Source organism: Hyphomicrobiales bacterium, from assembly GCA_039989895.1.
Classification (GTDB): Bacteria; Pseudomonadota; Alphaproteobacteria; order Rhizobiales; family JACESI01; genus JACESI01.
Genome location: JBDXGY010000002.1, coordinates 64,102 through 89,537 on the forward strand (window position 1 = coordinate 64,102; position 25,436 = coordinate 89,537).

The following is a 25,436-nucleotide window of genomic DNA, read 5'->3' on the forward strand; positions in this document are numbered from 1 at the left end:
ATCTCTCCTCAGCTTACTGAATAAGCGATGATCCAAAGCAGGACCGTCAAGGTAATGGATGCGATTGCGGTGACATAGGCGACTTTTGTTGAAAAATGTTTTTCAAATCCATAGCCAAGGTCCCACATGAAATGGCGAATGCCGCCGAGCGCATGGTGTAGCAGTGCCCATGTGTAGCCAAATAGGATAAGGCGACCTAAAAAGCTTGAGAAAAAGCTATTTACAAAATCGTAATAGGCCTCGCCACTTGCAGCAGCTATCAACCACCATGCAAGGAGCAATGTTCCAAAATATAAGGCTGCACCTGTAATGCGATGCATGATCGACATGACCATCGTGGGGATGGGTTTATAAATCTGCAAATGAGGTGATAGTGGGCGATTTGCCTTAGCGTCAGCGCTTTTCATTTTATGCCTTGCTGGTTGATAACACGATAATGGCGCGTGTTCTTCTAGTCCTCAATATATTTTGCGATTGTAGTTACTAATAAATACCACGCTTTGATTATCTTTTGCCATTCAAGCTAATCTAGCCGCAAAATATCCTTTCAATCGTTTTAGCTGTTATCAGCGATAACAACCTCTTATCGTAGTGTTTCATTCACGTCAAAGTGTCTGTAGTAACAATTTGATGTTATCTAATAAGTAAGACTCAATAATCCGATAGTTTCATATCTGGCTTATAATCAACACCGTTTACTTTTTTCACGACAGCTTGGGCGCAAACAACTGAGCCATCAGGTTTTGTTGCCACTGATGCAGGCCCCTTTAGCTCCCAGCCGCTGTTAAGGGCGGCGGTTACTTTATGACAAAAGGCGCTATCATCAGTGCCGGTGAGAAGACGATAAAGTTTCATGCTTTTCCGGATATATTAAATTTTCTCCTATCTAGCATAGGTCAATTCTGACAATTATTGAATAACAAATATCTAAAATGACGCGTAACTCGCGTATAATACAGGGATCTGACAATGAAAGCCGTTCTCGTTATTACAAGTCAGGTAGTCCGTGGACGCATTGGCGCGCGGGCTTGTGTGTTTGCGCTTGAACGGCTGGGGCATCCTGCGTGGTTTGTGCCAACAATTACCCTGCCTTGGCATCCTGGGCACGGCAAAAGTTCTCGCATTGTGGCTGAAAGCGATGATTTTGCAGCGCTTCTTGATGATTTAAAACGTGCGCCGTGGTTGTCTGAACTGGGCGCCGTGATCACCGGTTATCTTGGAGCGTCGCATCAGGCCGGTTCTATATCGTCATTGATTGAGACAATACGGACTAAAAACCCAGATCTTCTTTATTGTTGTGATCCAGTGATCGGGGATGAGCAGGGGCTATATGTGCCAGAAGAGACTGCAGAGGCGATCCGCGACGAATTGCTTCCATTGGCAAATCTTATTACGCCAAACAGGTTTGAGTTTAATTGGCTGACAGGCAAAGTGCACACGAGCAATGAAGATATTGTCGAGACGGCAAAGGCACTGGCCCATGAGCGTATTGCGGTTACATCCGCCTTTGCCATGATGAAAAAATCACAAGGAACATTGCTCTATGATAGGGTAAGCGATAACGCAATTCTCGCCGAGCATCGCTCATTTGATAGCGCGCTTAATGGGCCGGGGGATTTGTTTGCTGGGTTATTGGTTGCACGTTTGATGCAGGAAATGGCACCTGAAAAAGCGCTGCAAGTGGCAACGGCGGGTGTTTTTGAGATCGTGGCTCAGACGATGAAGGCGGGAGGTGATGAATTGGTCCTCATTGAGGAACAAAGTCGATTGGAGCGCCCGATGGCGATGGTCAATCTGCGCCGAATTGGCGCGCCAGTTGCGACGCGAAAAGGTGTTGTTGCCAAGCCCACGCCTCTTACTTGAAAAAATCATACGCTTTATAATAGGTCTATAAAATTTTGAATTGTCGTATAAATCAGATTGCATATTGGGCATTCTTTTGAGATAACCCAGCCGTTTGAAATAAATTTTTAGGATTAAAATGCCTGATACGTCTAATGCTTTTCCTGCTTTTTTATCTGATGGGTACCGTGCTTTTCGCGATGGGCGATTGCGCGATGAACGTGAGCGTTATGAGGCTTTGGCCGAATTAGGTCAGAAACCGACAACCATGTTAATTTCATGTTGTGATAGTCGTGCGGCACCGGAGACGATTTTTAATGCGGCTCCCGGCGAACTTTTTGTTGTGCGTAATGTGGCCAATCTCGTGCCACCCTATGAAACCGATGATGGATTGCACGGCACATCGGCGGCTTTGGAATTTGCTGTTCAAGGGTTGAAGGTGGAAAATATTGTTATCATGGGTCATGGCCGCTGCGGCGGTGTTAATGCTTGTCTCAGCCAACATGAGGCGGAGTCGGGAATAGAGCCTTTGTCGGCCGGTGATTTTATCGGTAATTGGATAAGCATTCTTGAGCCAGCAATCGATAAGATGATATGTGCAGATGATGCTGATCCTGCTGCTCGCCGGCGCGCGCTTGAAGAGGCGGGTATTCGTCATTCTATTGAGAATCTGATGACATTTCCATTCATTAAAACTCTGGTCGAGAGCGGTAAAATGAAGCTTCATGGGGCTTGGTTTGACATATCCTCGGGTGAACTGTTTACAATGGACCGCGAGACAGGTGTGTTTGGGTCGGTTGAATAATCATTTCAATTCTTCATGTGCCGCCGACCGAGCCAACTTTGGAAAGAAAGTCATTATGAAAATAGTTTTGAGCATAGCAGCCGGATTGGTTTTGACGGCGACCACCGTTTTTGCGCAAGAATTACCGAAAACCGATGAAAGCTTAACCGCATGGTATGCGGCTTTGCAAAAGCCTGACGTGATAGCGCTTGAGGCTTTGATGGCGCCTGAAGACTTCGTGCCATTTCAATATGAGATCAAAGATTTTGAGGTGACTCAAAACCGCAAAGAGTTTATCGCGTCAATGGATGAGTGGTTGGGCGCGATTTCTGGCGGCACGATCGAGTATAAAATTACTGATGCTTATGAGGGCGGATATAACGTTTTGGTTTGTTATCGCTTTGTTGAAAGCGAGCTGCTGGCGGCTGAGGCAGTTGGCGTTTATGATACGAAAATCACAGGCGTTTCCCAAGCCGGTAAAGGGGATAAATGCACAGGCTTTTAATGGGAAATAGTTCTCGATTAGAATAAAAGGCTCTGAATTTCTTCAGAGCCTTTTTGTTTTTTAAGCAGCTTCTGCTTTAGGCGTTATCAAGCCGCGATTTACAAGTACTTCTGCAATTTGAACCGTATTTAGCGCAGCACCCTTGCGTAGATTATCGGAGACGACCCAAAGGGCCAAACCATTTTCCACGGTTGAATCTTCGCGGATACGGGAGATATAGGTGGCATCTTCACCGGTTGCTTCATAAGGCGTGATATAGCCACCATCTTCGCGCTTGTCGACGACCAGACAGCCAGGGGCTTCACGCAGGATATCGCGCGCTTCATCCGCGGTGATCTCATCTTCAAATTCGATGTTCACGGCTTCCGCATGACCAACAAAAACAGGCACCCGCACGCATGTGGCGGTGAGCTTGATTTTAGGGTCGAGCATTTTTTTGGTCTCAGCCACCATTTTCCATTCTTCTTTGGTGAAGCCATCATCAAGGAAAACGTCAATATGCGGTATTACGTTGAACGCGATACGTTTTGGAAATTTATTGTTCTCAATGGGATCAGACACAAAGACCGCACGGGTCTGGGTGAACAATTCATCGGATGCCTCCTTGCCGGCACCTGAAACAGACTGATAGGTGGAGACAACAACCCGCTTGATTTTTGCTTTTTCGTGCAATGGTTTTAAGGCCACCACAAGTTGTGCGGTCGAACAATTGGGATTGGCAATGATGTTGCGTTTTGTGAAACCTGCTGCAGCGTCTGCGTTTACTTCAGGTACAATCAACGGCACATCAGGGTCATATCTGAAGGCAGATGAATTATCGATCACGACACATCCCTGCTTGCCGATTTTTGGTGCCCATTCCTTTGAAATAGAACCACCAGCAGACATCAAACAAATGTCGGTGTCAGCGAAGTCATAATTTTCTAGCGCTTTCACTTTGAGCGTTTGATCGCCATAGGAAACTTCGGTTCCCACACTGCGGCTTGATGCGAGTGGCACCACTTCATCGGCTGGAAAACCACGCTCAAACAGAATATCAAGCATTTCGCGTCCGACATTGCCGGTAGCGCCTGCGATAGCAACTTTAAAACCCATTATGTATTCCTTTTTTTCACCTCTCCCGACACGCGCTTTACTCTTAGTGATGCGCTTCATTCCCCGGCTTTATCACCGGGGAGAGTGCGGATCAAAAGCGGGTGTCAGGTTGTTTTGGTGGTCTTTGTCGTGAGGCCATGCGTCATCGTCGTCTTATTAGACGTCTTTTGGATGGTTGCGGTGGCTGGTGCGAAAAACATCGCGGAACTCTCACTATAAAATTGTGCGGCTTCTATGGCCTGCAAAGCGTCAAAAGTCAATCAAGAACGGCTTAAAAGATGAGCTGAACGCGAGACTGTGATCGAGCGTATTATTTGTCGTAATCCTTTTGGATTTCAGCCAAAATTGCGGCGCCCATGCCATTGGTTCCAACTTTTGTCATTCCATCTGACATGATATCACCTGTGCGCAGGCCTTGATCCAAAACGGATGCAATGGATTTTTCTACGCAATTGGCAAGATCAACCATGCCGAATGAGTAACGCAGTGCCATAGCGAGGGACGCAATCATCGCAATTGGGTTTGCTTCGCCTGTGCCCGCAATATCCGGCGCAGAGCCGTGGACCGGTTCATACATGGCTTTGCGCTTTCCTGTTGCCGCGTCTGGGGCGCCAAGGGAAGCCGATGGTAACATACCGAGAGAGCCTGTGAGCATTGCTGCCACATCAGATAGCATGTCACCGAACAGATTGTCCGTGACGATCACGTCAAACTGTTTTGGCCAGCGCACGAGCTGCATTCCACCAGCATCGGCCAGCATATGGGAAAGCTCGACATCGGAGAATTTTTTCTTATGCGTATTCGTCACCACTTCATTCCAGAAAAGGCCAGATTTCATGACATTGCGTTTTTCCATAGAGCAGACTTTATTGTCTCTGGTGCGGGCAAGATCGAAGGCTACTTCTGCAATACGTTCGATCTCATAGGTGTCATAGACTTGTGTGTCGATGGCGCGCTTTTGACCATTGCCAAGCTCGATGATTTCTTTTGGTTCGCCGAAGTAAACGCCGCCTGTAAGCTCGCGCACGATCAAAATATCGAGACCCTCAATCACGTCACGGCGTAGGGATGAACTGTCAGCGAGCGCTGGATAACAAATGGCAGGACGCAGATTGGCGAAGAGTGCAAGGTCTTTGCGCAGCCGCAAAAGGCCTGCTTCAGGGCGCTGGTCATAGGGGACGTCATCCCATTTCGGGCCTCCAACGGCACCAAACAATACGGCATCAGCATCCATGGCAAGTTTCATAGCGCCTTCTGAGATGGCACTTTTGTGGGCGTCATAGGCAGAACCACCCACAAGGTCCGTTTCAATCTCGAATGTGTCGCCACCTAAAACGCCGGCGCCATTCATCCAACTGATAACGGAGGAGACTTCTTCGCAGACCTCAGGTCCAATACCATCACCGGGCAGGAGAAGAATTTTATGAGTTGCCATGGCTTTATCCTTTCGCCATTTCTAATTTCAATTTATGAGTATTTGAAGCTTTAAAATCGACCTTAAACCCAAGGACGGTCTTCAGATAATTTTTCTTCAAACCCATTGATGTGCTCGACCTTTTCCATGGTCAGGCCAATGTCATCAAGGCCGTTGAGCATGCAATGTTTTTTGTGTGGGTCAATGTCGAAAACGATGGTGCCGCCGTCTGGGCCTTTGATTTCCTGCGCGACCAAATCAATGCTGAGGGTCGCATTGGCACCACGGCTTGCATCATCCATTAATTTGTCGAGATCTTCCTGAGAGACGACAATCGGCAAAACGCCATTTTTGAAGCAATTATTATAAAAGATATCTGCAAAGCTTGTTGAGATAATGCAGCGAATGCCGAAATCAACCAATGCCCATGGGGCATGTTCGCGCGATGAGCCGCAGCCGAAGTTATCGCCCGCAACAAGAATAGAAGCGCCCTTATAGGCCTCTTTGTTTAAGACAAAGTCTTCGTTTGTGCTGCCGTCTTCATTGTAACGCATTTCAGAAAACAGACCGGTTCCAAGGCCGGTGCGCTGAATGGTTTTGAGATATTGTTTTGGGATAATCATGTCGGTATCGACATTGATGATCGGCAGGGGAGCAGCAACGCCCGTTAATTTATCAAATTTTTCCATGATATGGCCTCATATTTTGTTGGGCTTATCTAACCCAGCGAAAGGCTTTAGCCAAGGGGAATCTGTGTTGATGATGGGGGATTAGTTCAAAACATAGGTATAGAATAGATAGAAGGCTAAAGCGATTGCAAAAATGAGACCCATCCCGCGACCAATTCGTGTCCCCCACACTTCTATTGGATCATTGGGGTCAACGTCGGAGGCTTTGAAGCGGTTTTCTATTTTGGTTGCCATGCGAGCCGCGGCTGAAGTGCCGATGGTGTCGGATTCAGCGGCAACACGATTAAGGTCGCGCCGCGCCCGTTCAGCCCGTTTTGCTTCTTCTTCATGTCTGGATACCATGAGTCCACTCGCGCTTTCGGTTATTTCTAGGGCCTATTCCCTCTAACATTATATTTATCTATTAGGTTTTTAATAATTGCAAAAGTGTATTAAAATGAAAAAGCATTTTGCTTCATCATTGTCAGGATATCTCATGTCGCCAGTTCGCTCTTTTGTATTCAGTGTGTTTGTGATGTCGGTTGTGTCTAGTTTAGGTCTATCACCAGCCATTGCTGGGCACTCAAAATCTAAGCAAACCGTAGAACTTCAAGAACGCATAGAATTGCTGGAGTTGCTTGAGCAACGAGAGAGAGAAAAAAAGGCATTGCTTCCTTTGGAGTTTGGTAGCCGTGGCAAATTATATGTATTGGGTGTGTCGGTAAATTCTTCGCCGCTCACTGAGGCAGAAATTAACGAGATACAAGAATCAGAAGGAAATTGATTATTATTTGGATCGTTTCGCCCAAAGATCTGGGCGTCGTTCTTTTGTAATTTTCTCTGCTTCAGCTCGCCGCCATTCATCAACTTTCTTGTGGTTGCCTGATGTTAAGACGTCAGGAATGGTGTGGCCTTCCCATTCGGGCGGGCGGGTATAATGCGGATATTCAAGCAGATCGTTCTCAAAGCTTTCGTCTTCGCCGGAAGCTTGTGCGCCCATGACACCGGGCAAAAGCCGAACACAGGCATCGATTAAGGCCAGGGCTGCGATTTCCCCGCCTGATAAAACATAGTCACCAATGGAGACTTCTTCTAATTCGCGGGCGTCAATGACGCGCTGATCAATGCCTTCAAATCGACCACAAATAATAAGTGCGCCGGGGCCTTTAGTGAGGGCGCGAACCCGCTCTTGTGTGAGCGGTTTTCCTCGTGGTGACATAAGCAGTTTGGGCCGCTCATCAGCGCTCGCGTCGATTGCTTGAGCCAAAACATCGGCGCGGAAAACCATACCTGCTCCACCTCCAGACGGCGTATCATCAACATTCTTGTGTTTGCCCGCGCCAAAATCACGAATATTGACAGCATCACATGACCATATACCGGCCTCCATGGCTCGGCCTGATAAGGAGTGTCCCAAGGGGCCGGGGAACATTTCTGGATAAAGGGTGAGAACGCTGGCGCGCCAGCATGATTTGTCGGTTGTACTCATGATGCATGATCCGGCTCATCGTCATCGCCATCAAGGCCAGCTTCTGCAAGGCTGATGACAATTTTCTTTTCGCTCAATGAAACAGTGGGTACAGCTGCTTTCGTAAAAGGAACGAGCACGGTGGGTGCATGATCTGGTTTGATTTCCAAAAGGTCACCAGCGCCAAAGTTATGGATCAGCGTGACCTCACCGAGTGAGTTGCCCTCGGTATCAACGGTTTGAAGACCAATAAGATCTTCGATGTAAAAATCGTCGTCTTCATCAAGATCAGGCAGATGATCGCGGTCGATATAAAGCTTGATTCCGGTTAGTGCTTCGGCCTGATTACGGTCATTGATACCTTTGAACTTAACCACCAACATGCCGCCTTTGATGGGGCGTAAGGCAGCTATTTTGAAGCGGTTTTTGCCGCTCTCATCTTCAAGGCTGCCATAGTCACCAAAAGCTTCCGGTTCACCCGTGAATGGTTTGACACGCACATGCCCTTTGATGCCATTTGCAGCACCAATTTGGCCAAGGCATATGCGTTTAATGTCAGATGCGTTCATTTGTATATCCGCAATCACGGATTGCCGGGGCAAGCCCGGCAATGACGCGTTTAAATTTACTCTGCAGCAGCTTCTTCTGCCGGTGCTTCTTCTGCAGGAGCTTCAGCTTCTGCTTTAGCCGCAGCTTCAGCTTCAGCCGCAGCTTCTTTTGCGTCTTCTTCCGCTTGTTTGGCTTCATCAAGGCGCTCTTGAGCTTTTTTGCCAAGAAGTGCTTTTTTCGGGTTGTTGCGGTCTTCACGTTTCATCATGCCTGCGGCATCAAGGAAGCGGGCAACGCGGTCTGTTGGTAGAGCGCCTTGGTCTAGCCAATGTTTAATACGTTCTTCGTTGAGGACAACACGTTCTTCTGAGTCTTTTGCCAAAAGCGGGTTATAGGATCCTAATTTCTCGATGAAGCGACCATCACGCGGGGCGCGAACGTCTGCTACGACGATGCGGTAAACAGGACGTTTTTTTGAGCCACCACGGGCAAGACGAATTTTAACAGCCATTGTATTTTTCCTTTAAGTGAAGTGTTTGTTTGTGTTTTAAATTTATTATTTCTTTGGTCCTTTAGGCAGGCCGGGAAAACCGCCGCCACCGAGACCAGGAAGCTTTGGCATGTCGCCGCCCAAGCCACCGGGAAGACCACCGGCCCCACCCATTTGTTTGGCAAGGCGCTCCAGTTCTTTGGGGTCCATGCTGGCGGGATCAGGCATACCGGGAGGCATGCCGCCGCCCATTCCACCCATGCCGCCGCCCATCATGCCGCCAAGTGCGCCCATAATGCCTTTTTTCTTACCCTTGCCGCCCATGGCTTTCATCATATCGGCCATTTGTCGGTGCATTTTTAAAAGCTTGTTGATGTCTGACACTTCGGTGCCAGATCCTTTGGCGATGCGTTTTTTGCGGTTGGCGTTCAAGAGTTTTGGCGCTGCACGTTCTTTTTTGGTCATCGAGGTGATGATCGCTTGTTGGCGCTTAAAGATGCTGTCGTCCATGCCGGCAGCATCGAGTTGTTTTTTCATTTTGCCGACACCTGGCATCATCGACATTATACCGCCCATGCCGCCGAGGCTTTTCATCTGTTCTAATTGGTCATGCAGATCGTTGAGATCAAATTGACCTTTCTGCATTTTGGCAGCCATAGCGGCTGCTTTTTCTTGGTCGATATTCTCAGATGCTTTTTCAACAAGGCTGACAATATCACCCATGCCCAAAATGCGGTCAGCAATGCGGGAGGGGTGGAAATCTTCTAGATCTTCGGCTTTTTCACCAATACCGATAAGCTTAATCGGTTTGCCTGTGACCGCGCGCATGGAAAGAGCGGCGCCACCGCGTCCGTCACCATCAACACGGGTGAGAACAATGCCGGTGATATCAACGCGCTCATTAAAAGACTTGGCAAGATTAACGGCGTCTTGACCCGTGAGGCTATCGGCAACCAGTAAGACTTCATGCGGGTTGGTGGCGCGTTTGATATCGGCCATTTCCTGCATCAAAGGCTCGTCGATCGCGAGGCGACCAGCTGTATCAAGGATCACAACATCATAGCCACCAAGCTTGGCTGCGGTTTGCGCGCGCTCTGCGATTTGGACGGGCAATTGACCCTCAACGATTGGCAGAGTTGCCACGTCATTTTGTTCGCCCAAAACGGCCAGCTGCTTTTGTGCTGCCGGACGGCGCACATCAAGCGAGGCCATCAGGACTTTTTTCTTGTCCCGTGTTTGCAGTCGTCTTGCGATTTTTGCTGATGTTGTGGTCTTACCAGAGCCTTGCAGGCCCACCATCATGATGGCGACGGGCGGGGTTGAGGCAAGGTCAATTGGTTCTGCATCAGAACCCAGCATGGCGACCAATTCGTCATGGACGATTTTGACAACCATCTGGCCGGGTTTGATGGATTTGATAACGTCTGCGCCAACGGCTTTGTTGCGTACGCGGTCGGTGAAGGAACGCACCACATCAAGCGCTACGTCGGCTTCAATCAAGGCGCGGCGAATTTCGCGCAATGCGGCAGACACATCTTTGTCAGACAGCGCACCACGGCCTGTCAGTCCATCAAAAATGGATCCAAGACGATCTGATAAACTTTCAAACATCGCGTTTCCTCAATAAAGCCAGCCCTAAAAGCAGACCACAAAGCAGTTTTACACCCGAGGGCGCATCGCGCTGTCGGGTGGTAACTTCTGGGATCATGCCCCAGTCAGCCAGAAATGAACATCATTTCCAAGAATTGCGCTGGTTATAGAGGAAAAACGAAGGGAATGTCAATGTGATCTATGCTACGCAGTTTACGAGGTAATATTATCGATAATATAGATATTAGAGATTGATCAATGGCAATGTGTGCCGCCATGTTTTATTGCGTATGGCTGATGCCACAACCTCTCATGGTTTTTCTTTTCATTGCAGCGATCGGCGCAATTGGATGGAATAGAAATTCTTAAGACACTGTTTTGACGGAAACATCGCCTAAGCCATTGATTGTATAGGTGCAGCTGTCGCCGGTTTTTGGAAATTGGGTTTTAAGGGCGCTACCGGTCATAATCACGTCACCAGCTTTTAACGCGCCACCGCGCTTTGTCAGATGATTAGCAATCCATGCAAGACCATTGAGCGGGTGGCCGAGGGCGTTGCCCGTGTTGCCGTGGTCGTTGTCTTTTCCGTTCCACGTCACGATGCTTTCAAGATTGCCAAGGTCAATTTTTTGCCAATCTTCAATTGGTTTTCCCAACACAATACCGCCGCACCAGCATTTGTCTGTCAGGATCGATTTTGCATCCAGATTACTATAATCCGCATCACGGTCGTCTATCAGTTCAAGGGCGGGCATTGCTGATTTCACATATGGCGCGATGCTGTTTTGATCGAATGGTGCTTGATCGAGAGGAGCATCCTCACCGATTTCAAAGGCGACTTCGAATTCAATGCCGATGCGTACAAAGTCTGAGATTTTGGCTGTGTGGGATGTGTGATGAATTTTAGCACTAAAAATACGGCCATAGGCGGGCTGATCAACGCCGCACATTTTTTGGATATCTGGCGATGTGAGTGCGATTTTATGACCGCCGAACGGTCCGCTCTCACCCTCATCTTGCATTAGCCGATAAAGCGCGTCTTGCACCTCATAGGCGTTATCAAGACTGCCGGGATCATCGTGTCCGCGCAGCGGCTGGAACCGATCGCGGTTTTGCTGCGCTGTAAAAACTTTGCGTGCGATGGTATTGATTGTTTCTTGATCCACGAAAATTTCCCGTTTTATCTAGGTGCAGTAGTGATGTCAGAAGCAATGGCAGTGCCTGCGGCATAACCAGATGACCATGCCCATTGGAAATTATAACCACCCAACCAGCCTGTAACATCCACCACTTCGCCGATAAAATAAAGGCCCGGCACGAACTTTGACTGCATGGTTTTGGACAAAAGCCCGTCGGTGTCTACGCCGCCAAGGGTTACTTCTGCTGTGCGATAACCCTCTGTGCCGATGGGATAAAGCTCCCAGTGATTGATTGCTGCCGCTAGTCTTTGAAGTTTAGCGTCAGATTGATCCGCAAGATTGCCTGTTAATTGGGTTCGCTTAGCAATTTGTGCGGCAATGCTTTTGGGTAAAAATTCAGCCAGCACTTTATGGATGGCCCGCTTGCCTGAGCGGGTGCGTTCGCGGCGCAAGAGGTCAAGACAATCATGACTTGGTAAAAGGGCGACTTCGATGGGTTGTTTTTCTCGCCAGTAGGATGAAATCTGCAAGATTGCGGGGCCTGAGAGTCCGCGATGGGTGAATAGGAGTGCTTCATTGAACGATGTTTTGTCCGTTGTCACTTTAGCGTCTATAGCAACACCGGCGAGTGTTTTAGCCGTCTCTAAAATGTCGCCATCGAAGGTTAGAGGCACAAGAGCTGGCCGGATGTCGGTTAGTGTGTGACCAAATTGTTCTGCGATTTGATAACCAAAGCCAGTAGCCCCCATTTTGGGAATTGATTTGCCACCGCAAGCAACAACAACATTGCGGCAGGTGAGGATTTCATTTTTCCCGTGTTTTTCGAGCGTAAGTTGAAAACCGCTTTCTGTTTTGGAAATTTCGGTGATGCGGGTTTCAAGCTGAAGATGGGCGTCGGCATTTTGCATATCTTTTTGCAGAAGCTGAATTATTTGTTTCGCTGAATTATCGCAGAAAAGCTGGCCGAGGGTTTTCTCATGATAGGCAATATTGTGGCGTTCAACATGAGCGATAAAATCGTGCTGAGTATAGCTCTTTAAGGCAGATTTAGCGAAATGTGGGTTTTGGGAAATGAAGTTGCTGGCTTCTGTATGGATGTTCGTGAAATTGCAGCGCCCGCCACCTGAAATGCGAATTTTCTCTCCAGGATTTTTTGCATGATCTATGACCAGCGTTTGGCCACCTGTGTGGGCTGCGCACATCATACCAGCTGCGCCAGCACCTATGATTATTGTATTATAAATACGGGGCATGTTTTGGTTGGCTTTTTATGAAGGGTCATCATTGATTTGGATAACAACTATCATTAATTTTGCAGTAATTTTGAAAATTCTTTATGGAATTTAAAAGCATGCTTTTGTTTTGATAATCAGCCGCGTGGTTGATACGCGAGAATGTCTTGAAATTGACACGGAAAAAGAGCAGTATAAAGAAGTATTGAATTTGTCATGACGATCAGTTTTTTCAGGAAAGGAAAAAGTTCTGAACACCTCGCGTAATGAGGGAATAGCACCTGCGCATTCCCATACTGAAATCATCGGTAGTCTACCGTCCTCTATCGTCGGCGCATATGAAGCCGCCATTACCTCTTTGGAAAATGCTAAAGCTGAAGAAATTATAACCATCAATATTAGTGAAAAATCGAGCATTGGCGATGCTATGATTGTAGCATCAGGACGCTCAAACCGTCATGTGGGCGCGATCGCAGATCATCTGCTGCGCGATATGAAAGCGGCTGGCTATGGCACGGCTGCCGTGGAAGGATTGCCGCATTGTGATTGGGTTTTGATCGATACTGGCGATTTGGTCATCCATATTTTCCGACCCGAAGTGCGTGAATTCTATAACCTTGAAAAAATGTGGTCAGCGGACGTTGATGCTGAGCCGGTGACCGCCAACGCTTGATGGCTTTTGCCGCCTTTAAGAGTATGCATGGATATGGGAGGAATTAGATGAAGCTTTCCCTCCATGTTGTTGGGCGCATGAAAAACGGTCCTGAAAAGGAGCTTTTTGAGCGATATTGGAAACGTTCGATTTCCGTTGGCAAGGCTCAGGGCATTACTTCTCTTTTGGTGCGTGAGTTGAATGAAAGCAAAGCTGGGCGTTCGCGTGAACGCATGGCGCAAGAGGGCGCTAATATTTTGAAAGCCCTTGATGACAAAGCCTATGTCATTGCGCTTGACGAGCGCGGGAAAACAAAGGCCAGCCCTGATTTTGCAAAAATGGTGCGCCAAAGGCGCGATGATGGGCAAGGTGAGATGGTTTTTGTTATTGGCGGCGCAGATGGTCTCGATGAGACGGTGAGGGCGCGTGCGAATCAATTACTTAGCTTTGGGGCAATGACTTGGCCGCATCAGCTTGTGCGCATCATGGTTGCTGAGCAGATTTATCGTTCATTCTCAATTTTGGCAGGCCACCCCTATCATAAGATTTGAATCAGCCTTCGTATTTCTTGCCTTTTAATTCTAAGTTAACCAAGATATTTGGTTATATGTGCTATGTATTTTGTGACCATTGTAAAATGAGAATACAGGTAAAATGGAACGGATGAGTGCAGCGATGAAGGGCAATCCAGCAAAGGCTTCTGTGAAGGCCCTGCTTGGCGTGTGCGTGCTTGCTCTGGTTTCTGTGACGGCTTATTCACAAGATGCGCTCTTACCTAATCTTGAGGGTGAAATTACATTTGAAAGTGCTGAGCCACCCGCCTTTGAGCCACGAGCACTGGACCCATCTTATACTGAAGCTTTATCGGCGGCCCAGCGTAGAAAAGCGGAGAATGAAGAGGCATTGCGACGCCTCAATGACGCTATGATCGTGTCCACTGAGCGGCAGGCAGAACTCGCCCAAAGTGTTGCAGCACTTGATACAGACCGTGAAGCTCTCGTTGATCAATTAATTGCAACAGCTAGGTCTATACAAAATCTGGAAGATGCATTGACCGACACGGAGCAGAAGCTCCTCAATCTTGTTGATGAAGAAAAACGTATTCAACTATCACTTGTGGAACGGCGAGCCATTTTAGCTGAGGTGTTGGCTGCTTTACAGCGCATGGGGCAAAATCCGCCGCCTGCTATTGTGGTCAATGCCAGTGATGCGCTTCAATCTGTGCGCAGTGCTATTTTGCTTGGGTCTGTTTTGCCTGAGTTGAAATCTGAAGCAGAAGCGCTCAACAAAGATTTGAAAGCGCTCAGTGATGTGAAGCTGGCTGTACAAGTGGAACGAAAGGAATTGATTGATCAAGAACGACAATTGAGTGAAGAGCAGTTGCGGCTGGATTTGCTCATAAAAGAGAATCAAAATTTACGAGTGATATCGGATGAAAAACGACTCCAAGAGCGCGAAAAGGTAAGGGCTCTTGCGCGTGATGCTACAAATTTACGTGATCTGGTTAGCCGAATAACGTCGGAAATTTCGAGTGTTACTCAAGAAGTGACAAGCGCTGAAGTGGCGGCAAGACGTGAGGCTGATGCGCGTCGTGCAGCGCATGAAGCGCAGCAACAACGCGACGTTGAGGTTTTGAGCAGCTTGCGCCCTGAGGCCTCTAATGATGGTGGTGATACGTTGTCCTCACGCAATAGGGAGACGGCTGCTCAAGAGGGGGGTCCTCTTGGAGCAACCAGAACCAGCCTGCCGCAACGTGTTGTAGATTATTCAGATATTCTCAAAGATAATGAGGCGCGGAATGCGTCTGTTACTTTCGCTAAACTGAAGGGATTGCTTCGATTCCCAGCGCGCGGCACAGAATTGACAACATTTGGTGGTTCAGATGGCTTGGGAGGAATTTCAAAAGGAATAACGCTTGCCACTCGTCCAAAAACTCCTGTTACAGCCCCCGCACCGGGGCGCGTTGTCTTTGCTGGCCCATTCCCAGGTTATGAACGGCTCTTGATTATAGATGTTGGTGATGGTTATCATATTGTATTGGCAGGTATGGGGAAAATTAATGTCAATATTGGAGATTACGTTAAGGCGGGACAGCCCGTCGCTATCATGGGCGGCAAAAGACTTGCCCGTCTTGCAGGATTGCCTGTAGATATAGTCTCAGCACTGGATAATGATTTTTCCAGTAGCCAAACGCAGCCTGTACTATATGTTGAGTTTAGGAAAAACAGTAAGTCAATTAATTCATCGCCCTGGTGGGCCAATTTGTAGAAAGAGGCACGCATCGTGTTCCGTAAAATTTCTTTTTTAATGGTCGGTATTGTTGTTGGAGGCTTCGGCGTTTCGATACTTTCTGAAAGCGGTTTTTTTTCAGGCACTCCTGCTGAAGCAGCGAGTCGCAGCACTTATCGCCAACTTCATTTATTCGGTGATGTTTTTGAGCGTATTCGTTCAGATTATGTTGAGGAGCCGGAAGAAGAAAAACTCATTGAATCTGCTATCAACGGCATGCTTGCTGGCCTCGACCCGCATTCCAGCTATCTATCACCGAAGACATTTCGTGACATGCAGGTTCAGACCCGTGGTGAATTTGGTGGCCTTGGTATTGAGGTAACCCTCGATGAAAAAACCGGATATGTGAAAGTGGTCACGCCAATTGCTGATACGCCTGCTGATCAAGCTGGCGTTCAAGCTGGTGACCTTATCAGTCATCTTGATGGCAAGGCTGTTCGCGGTAAAACGCTGAGTGAAGCAGTCGAAGAGATGCGCGGTAAAGTGAAAGTTCCACTTGAGCTTACAATCGTTCGCGAAGGTAAGAAAGATCCGGTCAAAATTACGGTTGTTCGTGATGTAATCAAAATTCGCTCTGTGCGCGGACGCGTCGAAGACGATGTCGCGTATATTCGTATCACACAGTTTAATGAGCAAACATTTGACGGCGTTAAAGCTGAGATCGAAAAGCAAAGCGAAAAAATCGGCGATAAGCTGAAAGGCTATGTTTTGGATTTGCGTAACAATCCTGGCGGCCTTTTGGATCAGTCAATCGCTGTGTCTGACGTTTTCCTTGATAAAGGTGAAATTGTATCAACTCGTGGACGCCACGCTGAGGAAACACAAAAGTTTAGCGCGCGTTCGGGCGACCTCACCAAAGGCAAGCCGATTGTCGTGATTATCAATGGCGGATCAGCTTCTGCATCCGAAATTGTATCAGGGGCGCTTCAAGATCACCGTCGTGCAACAGTGATTGGATCACGGTCTTTTGGTAAGGGATCGGTTCAAACGATAATCCCGCTTGGTACAAATGGCGCTGTGCGCTTGACGACAGCGCGTTATTACACGCCATCTGGCCGTTCTATTCAGGCAAAAGGTGTGTTGCCCGACATTAATGTAGAACAACCTTTGCCAGACGAACTTAAAAGCGAAGATGTAACGCGTAGCGAAGCGTCACTTCCGCGTCACCTACAAAATGGTGAAGAGGAAGAGGAGGAAAAGGGTTCTTCTGCTTATTTCCCACGTGATCCAAAGGACGATAAGCAATTAGCTTATGCTCTTGATCTTTTAAGAGGTAAACAGAAACATGCAATGTTCCCGCCGGACCCAGCAAGCGGTGTACCCAATTAAGAGTAGCTTATTAAAACCCCGCTGATGGCGGGGTTTTTTAATGGATAGTTACTGCTTGGGCGTTTAGCGTATTGAGGGATCGAGTATAAGGCTGATCTGTGTGATGCATACTTTTAAATATAATTAGATAGAGAACGGTTGGCGCGCGCCCGTGAGGTAATTTTATTTTTACGTATCATTTTGAACCAACAATCGTCGAATTTCTCCCGTAAAGGACGTTTCTTTCTCTTTTGGTAAGAAATGATTAAGAGAATTTAATTGTATACTCCTTGTTATGTGATTCGGATTTTGTGAAGGCAGGAGACGCATTGAAAAACCTCACGAAACCTCTCGGTGTTCATGGCAAGAAAGCACCCTTTGAAATTAAGGGCGGGATTAGCTCCTTGTGGGGTAATATACCCTTTTTTGGTATGTCTGTGGGAATCGTGTCAGCAGTCTTGTTGGGCATGATTATTTGGGTTGCCGCTGTTGATGACCCTAAAGGCGGCGAGCCTATTGTGAATGCACGCATACTTGAACCAAAATTCGACAGTAAAGACCGTGATGTTGGTATTGTTGCCGTCCAAAATGGGCCTGTGCTAGAGGCTTTGGATATAGAAGATCAAGCTCAATTGAGCGAATTGGTTGCTGATGAACAACCAACAGCGATCGATCCTAATGAGATATTGATCTATGATCCCACTGCGGCGCCTAAATCTACTGGGCGGATCAGTCTTTCAACCGTGGCTGAGAACAACCTGATTGAGAAATCCCGATACGGGTTTCTTCCAAAAATAGGTGTTAACGGTGAGAAATCTGTTAGGGCCTATAGCCGACCTGCGGGGATTGTGAGCGGGCGTAAAAATCAAATTGCTATTATTATAGGCGGGCTGGGGCTTAATGAAACAACCACGCAAAGCGTGCTGACTGATTTGCCAGCTGAGACAACGCTTGCTTTTGCCCCCTATGCTAATGGCTTGTTTGACTGGATGGCACAGGCGCGCGGGCGTGGGCATGAACTTTTAATTCAATTACCCTTGGAGCCGTTTGATTATCCAAACAATGATCCGGGCCCTAAAACTTTATTGGTAGATGATATTTGGGATGCCAATGTTGATCGCCTGCACTGGCTTTTGAGCCGGATGACCAATTATGTGGGTGTTGTGAATTATTTGGGTGCCAGATACTCAGCCTCGCCAGAGGCTTTGAGGCCTCTGTTTAATGAACTTCGTTCGCGTGGTTTGCTTTATGTTGATGATGGCTCAACACCACTCAGTCGTTCGTCTGAAGTGGCGGATGAGTTAAACGTTCCATTTGCGCAAAGTTCGCTCGTGCTGGATACATTGCTCACCGCTGAGGATATTGATGCTCAGCTTCTCGAGCTTGAAAGCCTTGCGCGTGAAAAAGGTATTGCTATTGGTGTCGCCTCAGCTTTCCCTATTACCGTCAAGCGTTTGAAGCGCTGGGCAGAAGGTGCTGAACGGCGTGGCATTAAACTCATTCCAATTTCTGCGACACTGAATAAGTCTAGTTTTTAGGTAATATTCTCAAAAATGACGAAGACCCTCACTCACGACGATTTGCCATATCGACCTTGCGTTGGTGTGGTGTTGTTTAATAAGGCCGGACAAGTTTGGCTGGGTAAGCGACAATGGTCGCATGTACCGGAGCATCGCGATGATGAGCACCAATGGCAATGGCCTCAAGGTGGCATCGATGAGGGCGAAGATCCGCTTGAGGCCGCGAAACGTGAACTATTTGAAGAGACAAATGTTTCATCCATTTCGTTGCTTGGGGATGTGCCAGACTGGTTAAGTTACGATTTGCAAAAAGAAATGCTTGGTATTGGCCTGAAAGGTAAATACCGCGGACAGACTCAGCGCTGGTTTGCTTTTCGTTTTGAAGGCGATGATAGCGAGATTAATGTTGTAACGCCGGGCGGCGGAGAACATTCGGCAGAGTTTTCACAGTGGCGATGGGCTGCTTTAGAAGAGGCTCCAGACCTTGTGGTACCGTTTAAGCGGGATGTTTATCAAAAAGTGGTCGAGAGCTTTCAGCGGTTTATTTAGTGGATGATAGCATAATGCCGCTAATCGCTAGAGCGGCTTGAGGCTATCAGGGTCTAGACCACCCATTTTGCACACAATCGCCCATTCTTCTGGTTTTACGGGCTGGACAGATAAGCGCATTGAAGTGACCAGTGACATATCTGCGAGGCTTTCAGTTGCTTTCACCTGTTTTAATGTAACGGGTGTTGGCATGTCGCAAATGGCTTTTATATCAACGCATTCCCAGCGCTCATCATCGGTCGTGGAATCGGGGTGTATTTCAGCGCAAACCTCTGCAATACCTACGATTTCTAGGCCTTCATTAGAGTGATAGAAGAAGGCTTTATCGCCGATTTTCATGGTGCGCATGAAGTTGCGGGCTTGATAATTACGGATTCCGTCCCACTCTTCACCAGCATCACCTTTGGCTTTCTGCATGTCCCATGACCACTTAAAAGGCTCGGACTTGAATAACCAATATGCCATTACTCTTTCTCTCCTTATAATATACGTCTATTCAGATGCGCCAATGATCCATTTCCATGGTGTTATTTCGCTAGAAGCAAAGAGGCCGGCTTTGGCGTAAGGGTCATTTGCAAACATTGTACTTGCGGCTGCATGATCTTTTGCCTCGCAAACCACCATGGAGCCAACCATGTCACCATTCTCATCGAGCAGTGGCCCGGCAATTGGAATCGGGTTTGATTTGAGCCATTCTATATGGGCCGCACGATTGTCGAGGCGCAGTTGAAGGCTATCTGCTTTATCTTTGCCATAAAATACGAAGTGCATATGCGTGATTCCATTAGATGTTTTCGAACAATGACGTAACATTGGCGATGGTCGTTGTCACGATAGATTTTGGGAGAGCCAACATAGCCTTGAGCTGCGATGCTCGCAATCCAAATGTGGCTTAATTATAGGGTGAGAGATGTCATTCAATGAAAGAATCATGAGCAAGGCCAGGCTCTGAATTGCCCGATTTTTAGTCAAAAATTTCTTCAGTTGATTAAATCATGGCGCAAATACTCCACAACTACGGCAAAACTGCAACTTAATTCAACATCGTTGCATTTATGTGACTCTCAGCGTCGGACAGATAAAATATCCTGATACTTTCTCGATAATTAGTGGTGGATCAAGATGCACAAATGATTGATTTTAAACAATTATAGTAATTCTCGATAGGCCAATAGTATTAGTAGTTAAGGGACGCCTTATTTTGCGAAAATAGGGGTCAAAAGCGGCATAATAGCTTAAAAATCGCCATAATGTTTGATTTCGTGAGGGTATTTAATTCATTGCCTGATAAAAATTATTGACGTTTGCGTGCGATTGAAAATAATTAGTAGTGTGTGACGCAATTATGACAATGCGGGCAACCTGTTGTCAGAACGCCTAAATTAATAACTCCGGAGGAACTTTAATGTATCCACAAAATAACACTCCCAAGAAGAAAATGGGCACCCTTGTAGGCTTGCTTGCCTCAACGGCTGTTGTTTTCTCACTTGGTGCAACTAACTCATATGCAGCTGATCTGGACCCAGTTCCAGTAGTTGACGAATGTGAAAACAAGCATAACCACCTTTTCTGCGGACGTTTGCAGATTGGTTTGCTTGCTGCGCAACACTTTAACGCTCTTCAAGCTGATAGTGGTGCGTTCTTCCAGATTGACGAAGAAACAGATGCAAGCTTCCAGCGTCTTCGTTTCAACCTTGAGCTAACATTCCACATTACTGATAATGTTTTCGGTTTTGTTGATATTGCTGAAGAGCCAAACGACTTCCAAGGTCTTGACCCATTCTCTCTTAACCAGGATTTCGGTCACATCGACTTGAACCTAACTGGTCTAGCAGGAATTACTGAAGGTCCTGAAGTTCACTTGAAAACTGGTAACATCGGTGTTGGTACATTTGATGGCAACCATGCGTTTTCTGATGGTGGTTCTGTACAAGGTAACGAACTTATTGGTAACGCACCAACAAGTTTTGGTACTGCTCAATCTGGTGCTCAAATCATCATTTCTGACAACCTAGACGGTTTCATTAAGTCATACAGCTTTGATGCTGCTATTACTGTTCCAACATTTGGTGGCGATTCCAACCCAGGTAAAGACTTCAACGGTCTCTTCGGTCTTGGCATCAACACAAATAACGGCATTGGTTTGTCTACTCGCTTCTTCATCGGTCAAGGTGGTGATCAGCTGGGTAACGCAAACGAAGGTGGTAGTTCTAACGCTATCGCAGCAGGCGGCGTTGTGAATGATGATGGCGACCTTAACAACACAAATGAAACGCTTTACACGCTTGATGGTGTTCAGGGCGATGGCTTGTTTGCTGGTGACGGCGACAACTACTTCCTAGCTTCAAACAACCGTTTTGGCGCTAATGGCGATAATGGTGATGGCCGTTCTTCACGGATCTTCCACCAGAACTTGCTTCCAGGCTTTGACGGCTGGATCCTTCAGTTCAACGCATCATACCGCGCTGACTTCGGTCCTGGCACATTGCTTCGTGCTTGGGGTGGTTTCGCTCAGTCTGACTTCAGTTTCGTTGACGCAGCTGGTCAGCAAACAGTTGGTGAAAACGGTACAGCAATCGGTGTTGTTGAGCAGGAAAGTAGCATTAGCTTCTTTGGTGTTGGCATTCAGCAGTTCTTGGTTAAAGACAAGTTCTACGTAGCTGGTCGTTACACACAAGTTATCAACACAAGTGATGACACCAACTTTGCTGTAGCTGGTAATCAGGACGCAGGTTCTGAAGATTCACTAGAGCGTTTCCAAATTGGTGCAGGTTACTTCATTGATGAGCGTACGCTTTTCAAAGTTGAATATGTAAACCAAGACGAAGATGCAAACTCTGCTGGTCAGACCGGTGGTTTTGACGGTATCGTTTCTGAGCTTTCAGTACGCTTCTAGTCTTTCGGTTCTTATAAAACCGTGTATAATTGAGGGTGAGGCGGGTAACCGCCTCACCCTTACTTTTTTATTGAGCAACAAAATTGGATGGATTAACGCAGTGATGTCTAACCGAACCGAAAAGCACCCAACACTTATCAAGCCTTCACTATTGTCAGCAATTGTGATGGTCTTCATGGTTTTTATTATGACGAGCGTCTCTACTGACATTGCCGAGGCGAAAGATATTTGGCGCACGAAAAATGGAGCGGTTATCCTTATTAAGACGGATAAGGGCGCCGTGAATCAGCACCCTAAAGTCTTTGGTCCACGTGATATATATTTTGCTTTGCGCGCAATAAAAGTCCGCAAAAAAAGCGGCGTATTGAGTGGTTTGACCCTAGGTGTTTTGGAAAAAGCTCGCAGAGTTGGCAACAATAATAGGACGGCTTCTTTGTTTACTGATAGCGAAGCAAGAACTTTAACGACACATATTTTAGAAGGCTTCAGACAAGCAAATAGCAACCAGGACGTCTCTTTTTCTTTAAGACAGTCACGCGGTAATATTGGTGGCGCCCTTTTGTCATCAGCTGACGTTGTTACATCAGGCCGAGTGTTTTTTGCTGGAAACAGGCTTAATATTATTTTTGGTACAGCTTTGAATGATGCAGCTCTCAAAACTGGCGCGCTTGATAGGGACGCGCGGCGATTTGGCTTGATAGGCGGTAAGATCTTTGAGCAAGCAACTCCAGGTTCGCGACGTACAGAATCCAGACTCGGTGTTGATATTGCAACGGGCAATGGCATTGCGCTTTCTACTTTTAACGGCAAGAAGCGTGAAGACTGGGTTCAAGTGGTATCTCTTTCAGAAATTGCTAGGTCAGTGAGCTCACAAGCGCAACAGCAACGTAGTGGTGGCGGGCAAGTTCAACAAGCCGCGCCAGCCCGTTCGCAATTATCGGTCGAACAACGCTTGGCGAAATTAAAAAAATTGCGGGATCAAGGCCTCATTTCGAACGATATTTATAAAGAGCAAACCTTGAAGGTTCTGGACTCGTCGCTATAGAATTTAAGTGGTCTTAATATTACGGTTTGCTTCATTGGCGCCTTTTTGAATGTTAATGAAACAGGCAGATTTTAAACTATCTCCCGTAAGGGCATACCATTTATGGGGGATAGATAAGCGTGATAATGATTTCTGAGTATGTCGATTTACGTCTTACGTATAAGACGTGATCTCATTTTTCCATAAATGTAATGACTGACGGCACATTAAAGTCAGAGTTTTTGTGACCTCATTTATTAGAAAGAAATAAGTATATGGTCTCGAAAGTAATACCTGTGAATTCGTTTGATCTGATTATATTTGGAGCAACGGGTGATCTTGCTAAACGCAAAATATTTCCAAGCCTCTTTCGTCGTTTTGTTGCGGGACAAATGACAAATGAATCTCGTGTTATTGGTGCAGCACGCAGCGAGATGAATGCGAAAGTATTTCGCAAATATATGAAAGACGCCTTGGTAGAATTTTGTGCCGATTGTTGCAAAGACAAAGATGTTGTTGATGCGTTTTTGGACCTTCTGTCATACGTAAAAGTTGATGCTGTTTCTGGTGATGGCATGAGCGCCCTTAAAAAAACGCTGCGTGATGATGTGATCAGAGTGTTTTATTTGTCGGTAGCGCCCTCACTCTACAAACCAATAGCCAAACAACTTCATGATAGCGGTATTTCTACACCTGATTCGAGGATTGTCGCAGAAAAGCCATTTGGTAACAGCTTGCCAACGGCGCGGGAACTTAATCAAGAGCTTCGCAACTATTTTGAAGAAAAACAAATATACCGGATTGATCACTATCTCGGGAAAGAGACTGTGCAAAATCTGATGGCGCTGCGATTTGCAAATGCCTTGTTTGAACGCTCTTGGAATTCAACAAACATCGATCACGTACAAATTACAGTTGCTGAGGATCTTGGTGTTGAAGGTCGCGGTGGTTATTATGATCAATCTGGCGCAATGCGAGATATGGTTCAAAATCACCTGATGCAGTTATTGTGTTTGATCGCGATGGAGCCGCCTTCGAAATTTGAATCAGATGCGGTGCGGGATGAAAAACTAAAAATCATTAGGGCACTTGACCCGGTGCAACCAGAGAACGTTGTTCGTGGGCAATACCGTGATTCAGATACAGGCATAGGCTACTTGGAGCACTCGGAAAATCCTGAAAGTCGCACTGAGTGTTTTATTGCCATCAAGGCGCATATTTCCAATTGGCGCTGGGCGGGCACACCGTTTTATCTGCGAACAGGTAAAAAAATGAGGAATCGCAAATCCGAAATAGCGGTCGTCTTTCGTAATCCCCCTCATTCAATCTTTGATCAAAAGAAAGACCTGCAAGGCAATGATTTGATCATTCGTTTGCAGCCGGATGAAGGCATTACTTTAAAGATGACGATCAAAGAGCCTGGGCCTGGTGGAATGCGCCTTGCTGAGGTGCCTATGGATATGACCTTTGCTGAAACTTTGGGTCAGGTAGATCAGGCGCCAGATGCTTATGAACGCCTGATTATGGATGTCGTGCGCGGGGACCAAACGCTCTTTATGAGGGATGATGAGGTTGAGGCGGCATGGGAATGGATCGACCCAATTATGAAGCAGTGGGAAGAGGCACAAGATAAACCTCTTGCTTATGATAGTGGTGGTTCGGGACCAGAAGAAGCAATGATTATGATGCATCAGGACGGACGACGTTGGCGTAGTGTGTGATTATGTTGAATAATATTTCTAAGTATGCTTCCCCAATTCAACAAGCAGAAGCGCTGGCCATAAGTGTTGCATCTCAACTGATAGAGACAATCGAGTCAAAAGATAGCGCAATTCTTGCGGTTGCTGGTGGGCAAACGCCTGCCATGTTTTTCGAGCATCTATCGCGCTGCCAGCTGGACTGGACTAAAGTGGTTATCACAACGACAGATGAACGCTTTGTGCCAAAAGACTCCCCGCGTTCTAATGCGCGTTTGGTGGCAGAAAATCTTTTGATTAATGAAGCGGCTGAGGCCACCTTTCTCGCGCTTTGCGATGGCGAGGCAACACCAGATCTTTGTGCCAAAGATGCTTCATCGAAGATAGGTAAGTTATTGCCTGTGGATGTTTGCGTGCTTGGTATGGGTGCGGATATGCATATTGCCAGTTTATTTCCTGATACCCCAGGTCTAGAAGAGGCAATATCTGCAGATTGTCCTCATCTGGTTTTACCGATGACGCCACCAACTGCAGACGAAGTACGCCTGACATTGACATTACCCGTTTTAATGAATGCGAAAAATCTTCATATTTTGATCGTTGGGTCAGATAAACTTGATGCCTTGAACCAGTCTGAAACAATACAATCTATTATCAAAGCACCAGTGAAATCGGTTCTAATGCATAAAATGCTTCAGATACATTACGCAGAAAAGGTAGTTTAA

General features: G+C 46.9%; 28 protein-coding genes. 14 read left to right on the forward strand and 14 right to left on the reverse strand.

Features of this window, described 5'->3' with window-relative positions:
- Positions 1-8: 8 nt before the first annotated feature.
- Both sdhC and ABJ081_01045 read right to left on the reverse strand, forming a co-directional pair.
- Entirely contained in the window at positions 9-407 is a 399-nt protein-coding gene (sdhC, locus tag ABJ081_01040; protein ID MEP6355249.1) for a succinate dehydrogenase, cytochrome b556 subunit, read from the reverse strand.
- A 244-nt stretch (positions 408-651) separates the two neighbouring features.
- Positions 652-855: a DUF1737 domain-containing protein gene (locus ABJ081_01045; GenBank protein MEP6355250.1), complete on the reverse strand. Its 204-nt coding sequence runs from the start codon at positions 853-855 to the stop codon at positions 652-654.
- Positions 856-969: 114 nt separating this feature from the next.
- Here ABJ081_01045 and pdxY point away from each other — a divergent pair, with 114 nt between their 5' ends.
- The 3 genes from pdxY to ABJ081_01060 all read left to right on the forward strand — a co-directional run bounded on the left by pdxY (position 970) and on the right by ABJ081_01060 (position 3,131).
- Positions 970-1,863, forward strand: coding sequence for a pyridoxal kinase (gene pdxY / locus ABJ081_01050; protein ID MEP6355251.1), 894 nt, complete (start codon positions 970-972; stop codon positions 1,861-1,863).
- A gap of 118 nt (positions 1,864-1,981) precedes the next feature.
- Positions 1,982-2,647: a carbonic anhydrase gene (locus tag ABJ081_01055; protein ID MEP6355252.1), complete on the forward strand. Its 666-nt coding sequence runs from the start codon at positions 1,982-1,984 to the stop codon at positions 2,645-2,647.
- A 55-nt stretch (positions 2,648-2,702) separates the two neighbouring features.
- Positions 2,703-3,131, forward strand: a complete 429-nt coding sequence (locus tag ABJ081_01060) for a hypothetical protein (GenBank protein ID MEP6355253.1) — start codon at positions 2,703-2,705, stop codon at positions 3,129-3,131.
- Between the two features lie 60 nt (positions 3,132-3,191).
- Here ABJ081_01060 and ABJ081_01065 read toward each other — a convergent pair whose 3' ends face one another.
- The 4 genes from ABJ081_01065 to ABJ081_01080 form a co-directional block, all read right to left on the reverse strand.
- Positions 3,192-4,226, reverse strand: a complete 1,035-nt coding sequence (locus ABJ081_01065) for an aspartate-semialdehyde dehydrogenase (GenBank protein ID MEP6355254.1) — start codon at positions 4,224-4,226, stop codon at positions 3,192-3,194.
- Between the two features lie 310 nt (positions 4,227-4,536).
- Positions 4,537-5,661 carry a 3-isopropylmalate dehydrogenase gene (leuB, locus tag ABJ081_01070; GenBank protein MEP6355255.1) on the reverse strand — a complete coding sequence of 375 codons (1,125 nt, stop codon included), beginning with the start codon at positions 5,659-5,661 and terminating at the stop codon, positions 4,537-4,539.
- A 62-nt stretch (positions 5,662-5,723) separates the two neighbouring features.
- Positions 5,724-6,329 (reverse strand): 3-isopropylmalate dehydratase small subunit, encoded by a 606-nt coding sequence (leuD, locus tag ABJ081_01075; GenBank protein MEP6355256.1) that lies wholly within the window; start codon positions 6,327-6,329, stop codon positions 5,724-5,726.
- 81 nt (positions 6,330-6,410) lie between these two features.
- Positions 6,411-6,671, reverse strand: coding sequence for a hypothetical protein (locus ABJ081_01080; GenBank protein MEP6355257.1), 261 nt, complete (start codon positions 6,669-6,671; stop codon positions 6,411-6,413).
- Positions 6,672-6,765: 94 nt separating this feature from the next.
- Here ABJ081_01080 and ABJ081_01085 point away from each other — a divergent pair, with 94 nt between their 5' ends.
- Positions 6,766-7,092, forward strand: a complete 327-nt coding sequence (locus tag ABJ081_01085; GenBank protein MEP6355258.1) for a hypothetical protein — start codon at positions 6,766-6,768, stop codon at positions 7,090-7,092.
- Positions 7,093-7,095: 3 nt separating this feature from the next.
- Here ABJ081_01085 and trmD read toward each other — a convergent pair whose 3' ends face one another.
- The 6 genes from trmD to ABJ081_01115 all read right to left on the reverse strand — a co-directional run bounded on the left by trmD (position 7,096) and on the right by ABJ081_01115 (position 12,797).
- Positions 7,096-7,797: a tRNA (guanosine(37)-N1)-methyltransferase TrmD gene (gene trmD / locus ABJ081_01090; GenBank protein MEP6355259.1), complete on the reverse strand. Its 702-nt coding sequence runs from the start codon at positions 7,795-7,797 to the stop codon at positions 7,096-7,098.
- Positions 7,794-8,345 (reverse strand): ribosome maturation factor RimM, encoded by a 552-nt coding sequence (gene rimM / locus ABJ081_01095; GenBank protein MEP6355260.1) that lies wholly within the window; start codon positions 8,343-8,345, stop codon positions 7,794-7,796. Before rimM ends, trmD begins: the two co-directional genes overlap by 4 nt.
- A 56-nt stretch (positions 8,346-8,401) precedes the next feature.
- The gene (rpsP, locus tag ABJ081_01100; GenBank protein ID MEP6355261.1) at positions 8,402-8,836 is read right to left on the reverse strand and encodes a 30S ribosomal protein S16; all 435 of its coding nucleotides are present in this window, start codon (positions 8,834-8,836) and stop codon (positions 8,402-8,404) included.
- A gap of 45 nt (positions 8,837-8,881) precedes the next feature.
- Entirely contained in the window at positions 8,882-10,426 is a 1,545-nt protein-coding gene (gene ffh, locus ABJ081_01105; GenBank protein ID MEP6355262.1) for a signal recognition particle protein, read from the reverse strand.
- A 344-nt stretch (positions 10,427-10,770) separates the two neighbouring features.
- Positions 10,771-11,571, reverse strand: a complete 801-nt coding sequence (locus tag ABJ081_01110) for a fumarylacetoacetate hydrolase family protein (protein ID MEP6355263.1) — start codon at positions 11,569-11,571, stop codon at positions 10,771-10,773.
- Between the two features lie 14 nt (positions 11,572-11,585).
- On the reverse strand, positions 11,586-12,797 hold the full coding sequence (locus tag ABJ081_01115) for an NAD(P)/FAD-dependent oxidoreductase (GenBank protein ID MEP6355264.1): 1,212 nt from the start codon (positions 12,795-12,797) through the stop codon (positions 11,586-11,588).
- A 280-nt stretch (positions 12,798-13,077) separates the two neighbouring features.
- On the opposite strand from ABJ081_01115, the gene rsfS reads away from it, so the two are divergent.
- The 6 genes from rsfS (at position 13,078) to ABJ081_01145 (ending at position 19,094) form a co-directional block, all read left to right on the forward strand.
- Positions 13,078-13,449, forward strand: coding sequence for a ribosome silencing factor (gene rsfS, locus ABJ081_01120; protein MEP6355265.1), 372 nt, complete (start codon positions 13,078-13,080; stop codon positions 13,447-13,449).
- A 47-nt stretch (positions 13,450-13,496) separates the two neighbouring features.
- The gene (gene rlmH / locus ABJ081_01125) at positions 13,497-13,979 is read left to right on the forward strand and encodes a 23S rRNA (pseudouridine(1915)-N(3))-methyltransferase RlmH (protein ID MEP6355266.1); all 483 of its coding nucleotides are present in this window, start codon (positions 13,497-13,499) and stop codon (positions 13,977-13,979) included.
- 103 nt (positions 13,980-14,082) lie between these two features.
- Positions 14,083-15,696 (forward strand): peptidoglycan DD-metalloendopeptidase family protein, encoded by a 1,614-nt coding sequence (locus ABJ081_01130; protein MEP6355267.1) that lies wholly within the window; start codon positions 14,083-14,085, stop codon positions 15,694-15,696.
- Positions 15,697-15,711: 15 nt separating this feature from the next.
- Positions 15,712-17,046 carry a S41 family peptidase gene (locus ABJ081_01135; protein MEP6355268.1) on the forward strand — a complete coding sequence of 445 codons (1,335 nt, stop codon included), beginning with the start codon at positions 15,712-15,714 and terminating at the stop codon, positions 17,044-17,046.
- A gap of 308 nt (positions 17,047-17,354) precedes the next feature.
- The gene (locus ABJ081_01140; protein MEP6355269.1) at positions 17,355-18,563 is read left to right on the forward strand and encodes a divergent polysaccharide deacetylase family protein; all 1,209 of its coding nucleotides are present in this window, start codon (positions 17,355-17,357) and stop codon (positions 18,561-18,563) included.
- 15 nt (positions 18,564-18,578) lie between these two features.
- Positions 18,579-19,094 (forward strand): RNA pyrophosphohydrolase, encoded by a 516-nt coding sequence (locus ABJ081_01145; protein ID MEP6355270.1) that lies wholly within the window; start codon positions 18,579-18,581, stop codon positions 19,092-19,094.
- Positions 19,095-19,121: 27 nt separating this feature from the next.
- Here ABJ081_01145 and ABJ081_01150 read toward each other — a convergent pair whose 3' ends face one another.
- Both ABJ081_01150 and ABJ081_01155 read right to left on the reverse strand, forming a co-directional pair.
- Positions 19,122-19,559, reverse strand: a complete 438-nt coding sequence (locus ABJ081_01150; GenBank protein MEP6355271.1) for an EVE domain-containing protein — start codon at positions 19,557-19,559, stop codon at positions 19,122-19,124.
- 27 nt (positions 19,560-19,586) lie between these two features.
- Complete coding sequence (locus ABJ081_01155; GenBank protein ID MEP6355272.1) at positions 19,587-19,865, reverse strand: YciI family protein; 279 nt, start codon at positions 19,863-19,865, stop codon at positions 19,587-19,589.
- A 634-nt stretch (positions 19,866-20,499) separates the two neighbouring features.
- Here ABJ081_01155 and ABJ081_01160 point away from each other — a divergent pair.
- From ABJ081_01160 to pgl, 4 genes are all read left to right on the forward strand, one after another.
- Positions 20,500-21,990 (forward strand): hypothetical protein, encoded by a 1,491-nt coding sequence (locus ABJ081_01160; protein MEP6355273.1) that lies wholly within the window; start codon positions 20,500-20,502, stop codon positions 21,988-21,990.
- Between the two features lie 103 nt (positions 21,991-22,093).
- Positions 22,094-23,035, forward strand: coding sequence for a hypothetical protein (locus tag ABJ081_01165; protein ID MEP6355274.1), 942 nt, complete (start codon positions 22,094-22,096; stop codon positions 23,033-23,035).
- A gap of 254 nt (positions 23,036-23,289) precedes the next feature.
- Positions 23,290-24,735, forward strand: coding sequence for a glucose-6-phosphate dehydrogenase (zwf, locus tag ABJ081_01170; protein ID MEP6355275.1), 1,446 nt, complete (start codon positions 23,290-23,292; stop codon positions 24,733-24,735).
- 2 nt (positions 24,736-24,737) lie between these two features.
- A complete protein-coding gene (pgl, locus tag ABJ081_01175) occupies positions 24,738-25,436 on the forward strand; it encodes a 6-phosphogluconolactonase (GenBank protein MEP6355276.1) in 699 nt (232 codons plus the stop codon).

Bases quoted from the DNA above. Each gene is read 5' to 3' on its own strand.
- sdhC (MEP6355249.1), bottom strand. From the start codon at position 407: ATGAAAAGCGCTGACGCTAAGGCAAATCGCCCACTATCACCTCATTTG.
- ABJ081_01045 (MEP6355250.1), bottom strand. From the start codon at position 855: ATGAAACTTTATCGTCTTCTCACCGGCACTGATGATAGCGCCTTTTGT.
- pdxY (MEP6355251.1), top strand. From the start codon at position 970: ATGAAAGCCGTTCTCGTTATTACAAGTCAGGTAGTCCGTGGACGCATT.
- ABJ081_01055 (MEP6355252.1), top strand. From the start codon at position 1,982: ATGCCTGATACGTCTAATGCTTTTCCTGCTTTTTTATCTGATGGGTAC.
- ABJ081_01060 (MEP6355253.1), top strand. From the start codon at position 2,703: ATGAAAATAGTTTTGAGCATAGCAGCCGGATTGGTTTTGACGGCGACC.
- ABJ081_01065 (MEP6355254.1), bottom strand. From the start codon at position 4,226: ATGGGTTTTAAAGTTGCTATCGCAGGCGCTACCGGCAATGTCGGACGC.
- leuB (MEP6355255.1), bottom strand. From the start codon at position 5,661: ATGGCAACTCATAAAATTCTTCTCCTGCCCGGTGATGGTATTGGACCT.
- leuD (MEP6355256.1), bottom strand. From the start codon at position 6,329: ATGGAAAAATTTGATAAATTAACGGGCGTTGCTGCTCCCCTGCCGATC.
- ABJ081_01080 (MEP6355257.1), bottom strand. From the start codon at position 6,671: ATGGTATCCAGACATGAAGAAGAAGCAAAACGGGCTGAACGGGCGCGG.
- ABJ081_01085 (MEP6355258.1), top strand. From the start codon at position 6,766: ATGAAAAAGCATTTTGCTTCATCATTGTCAGGATATCTCATGTCGCCA.
- trmD (MEP6355259.1), bottom strand. From the start codon at position 7,797: ATGAGTACAACCGACAAATCATGCTGGCGCGCCAGCGTTCTCACCCTT.
- rimM (MEP6355260.1), bottom strand. From the start codon at position 8,345: ATGAACGCATCTGACATTAAACGCATATGCCTTGGCCAAATTGGTGCT.
- rpsP (MEP6355261.1), bottom strand. From the start codon at position 8,836: ATGGCTGTTAAAATTCGTCTTGCCCGTGGTGGCTCAAAAAAACGTCCT.
- ffh (MEP6355262.1), bottom strand. From the start codon at position 10,426: ATGTTTGAAAGTTTATCAGATCGTCTTGGATCCATTTTTGATGGACTG.
- ABJ081_01115 (MEP6355264.1), bottom strand. From the start codon at position 12,797: ATGCCCCGTATTTATAATACAATAATCATAGGTGCTGGCGCAGCTGGT.
- rlmH (MEP6355266.1), top strand. From the start codon at position 13,497: ATGAAGCTTTCCCTCCATGTTGTTGGGCGCATGAAAAACGGTCCTGAA.
- ABJ081_01130 (MEP6355267.1), top strand. From the start codon at position 14,083: ATGGAACGGATGAGTGCAGCGATGAAGGGCAATCCAGCAAAGGCTTCT.
- ABJ081_01145 (MEP6355270.1), top strand. From the start codon at position 18,579: ATGACGAAGACCCTCACTCACGACGATTTGCCATATCGACCTTGCGTT.
- ABJ081_01150 (MEP6355271.1), bottom strand. From the start codon at position 19,559: ATGGCATATTGGTTATTCAAGTCCGAGCCTTTTAAGTGGTCATGGGAC.
- ABJ081_01155 (MEP6355272.1), bottom strand. From the start codon at position 19,865: ATGCACTTCGTATTTTATGGCAAAGATAAAGCAGATAGCCTTCAACTG.
- ABJ081_01160 (MEP6355273.1), top strand. From the start codon at position 20,500: ATGTATCCACAAAATAACACTCCCAAGAAGAAAATGGGCACCCTTGTA.
- ABJ081_01165 (MEP6355274.1), top strand. From the start codon at position 22,094: ATGTCTAACCGAACCGAAAAGCACCCAACACTTATCAAGCCTTCACTA.
- zwf (MEP6355275.1), top strand. From the start codon at position 23,290: ATGGTCTCGAAAGTAATACCTGTGAATTCGTTTGATCTGATTATATTT.
- pgl (MEP6355276.1), top strand. From the start codon at position 24,738: ATGTTGAATAATATTTCTAAGTATGCTTCCCCAATTCAACAAGCAGAA.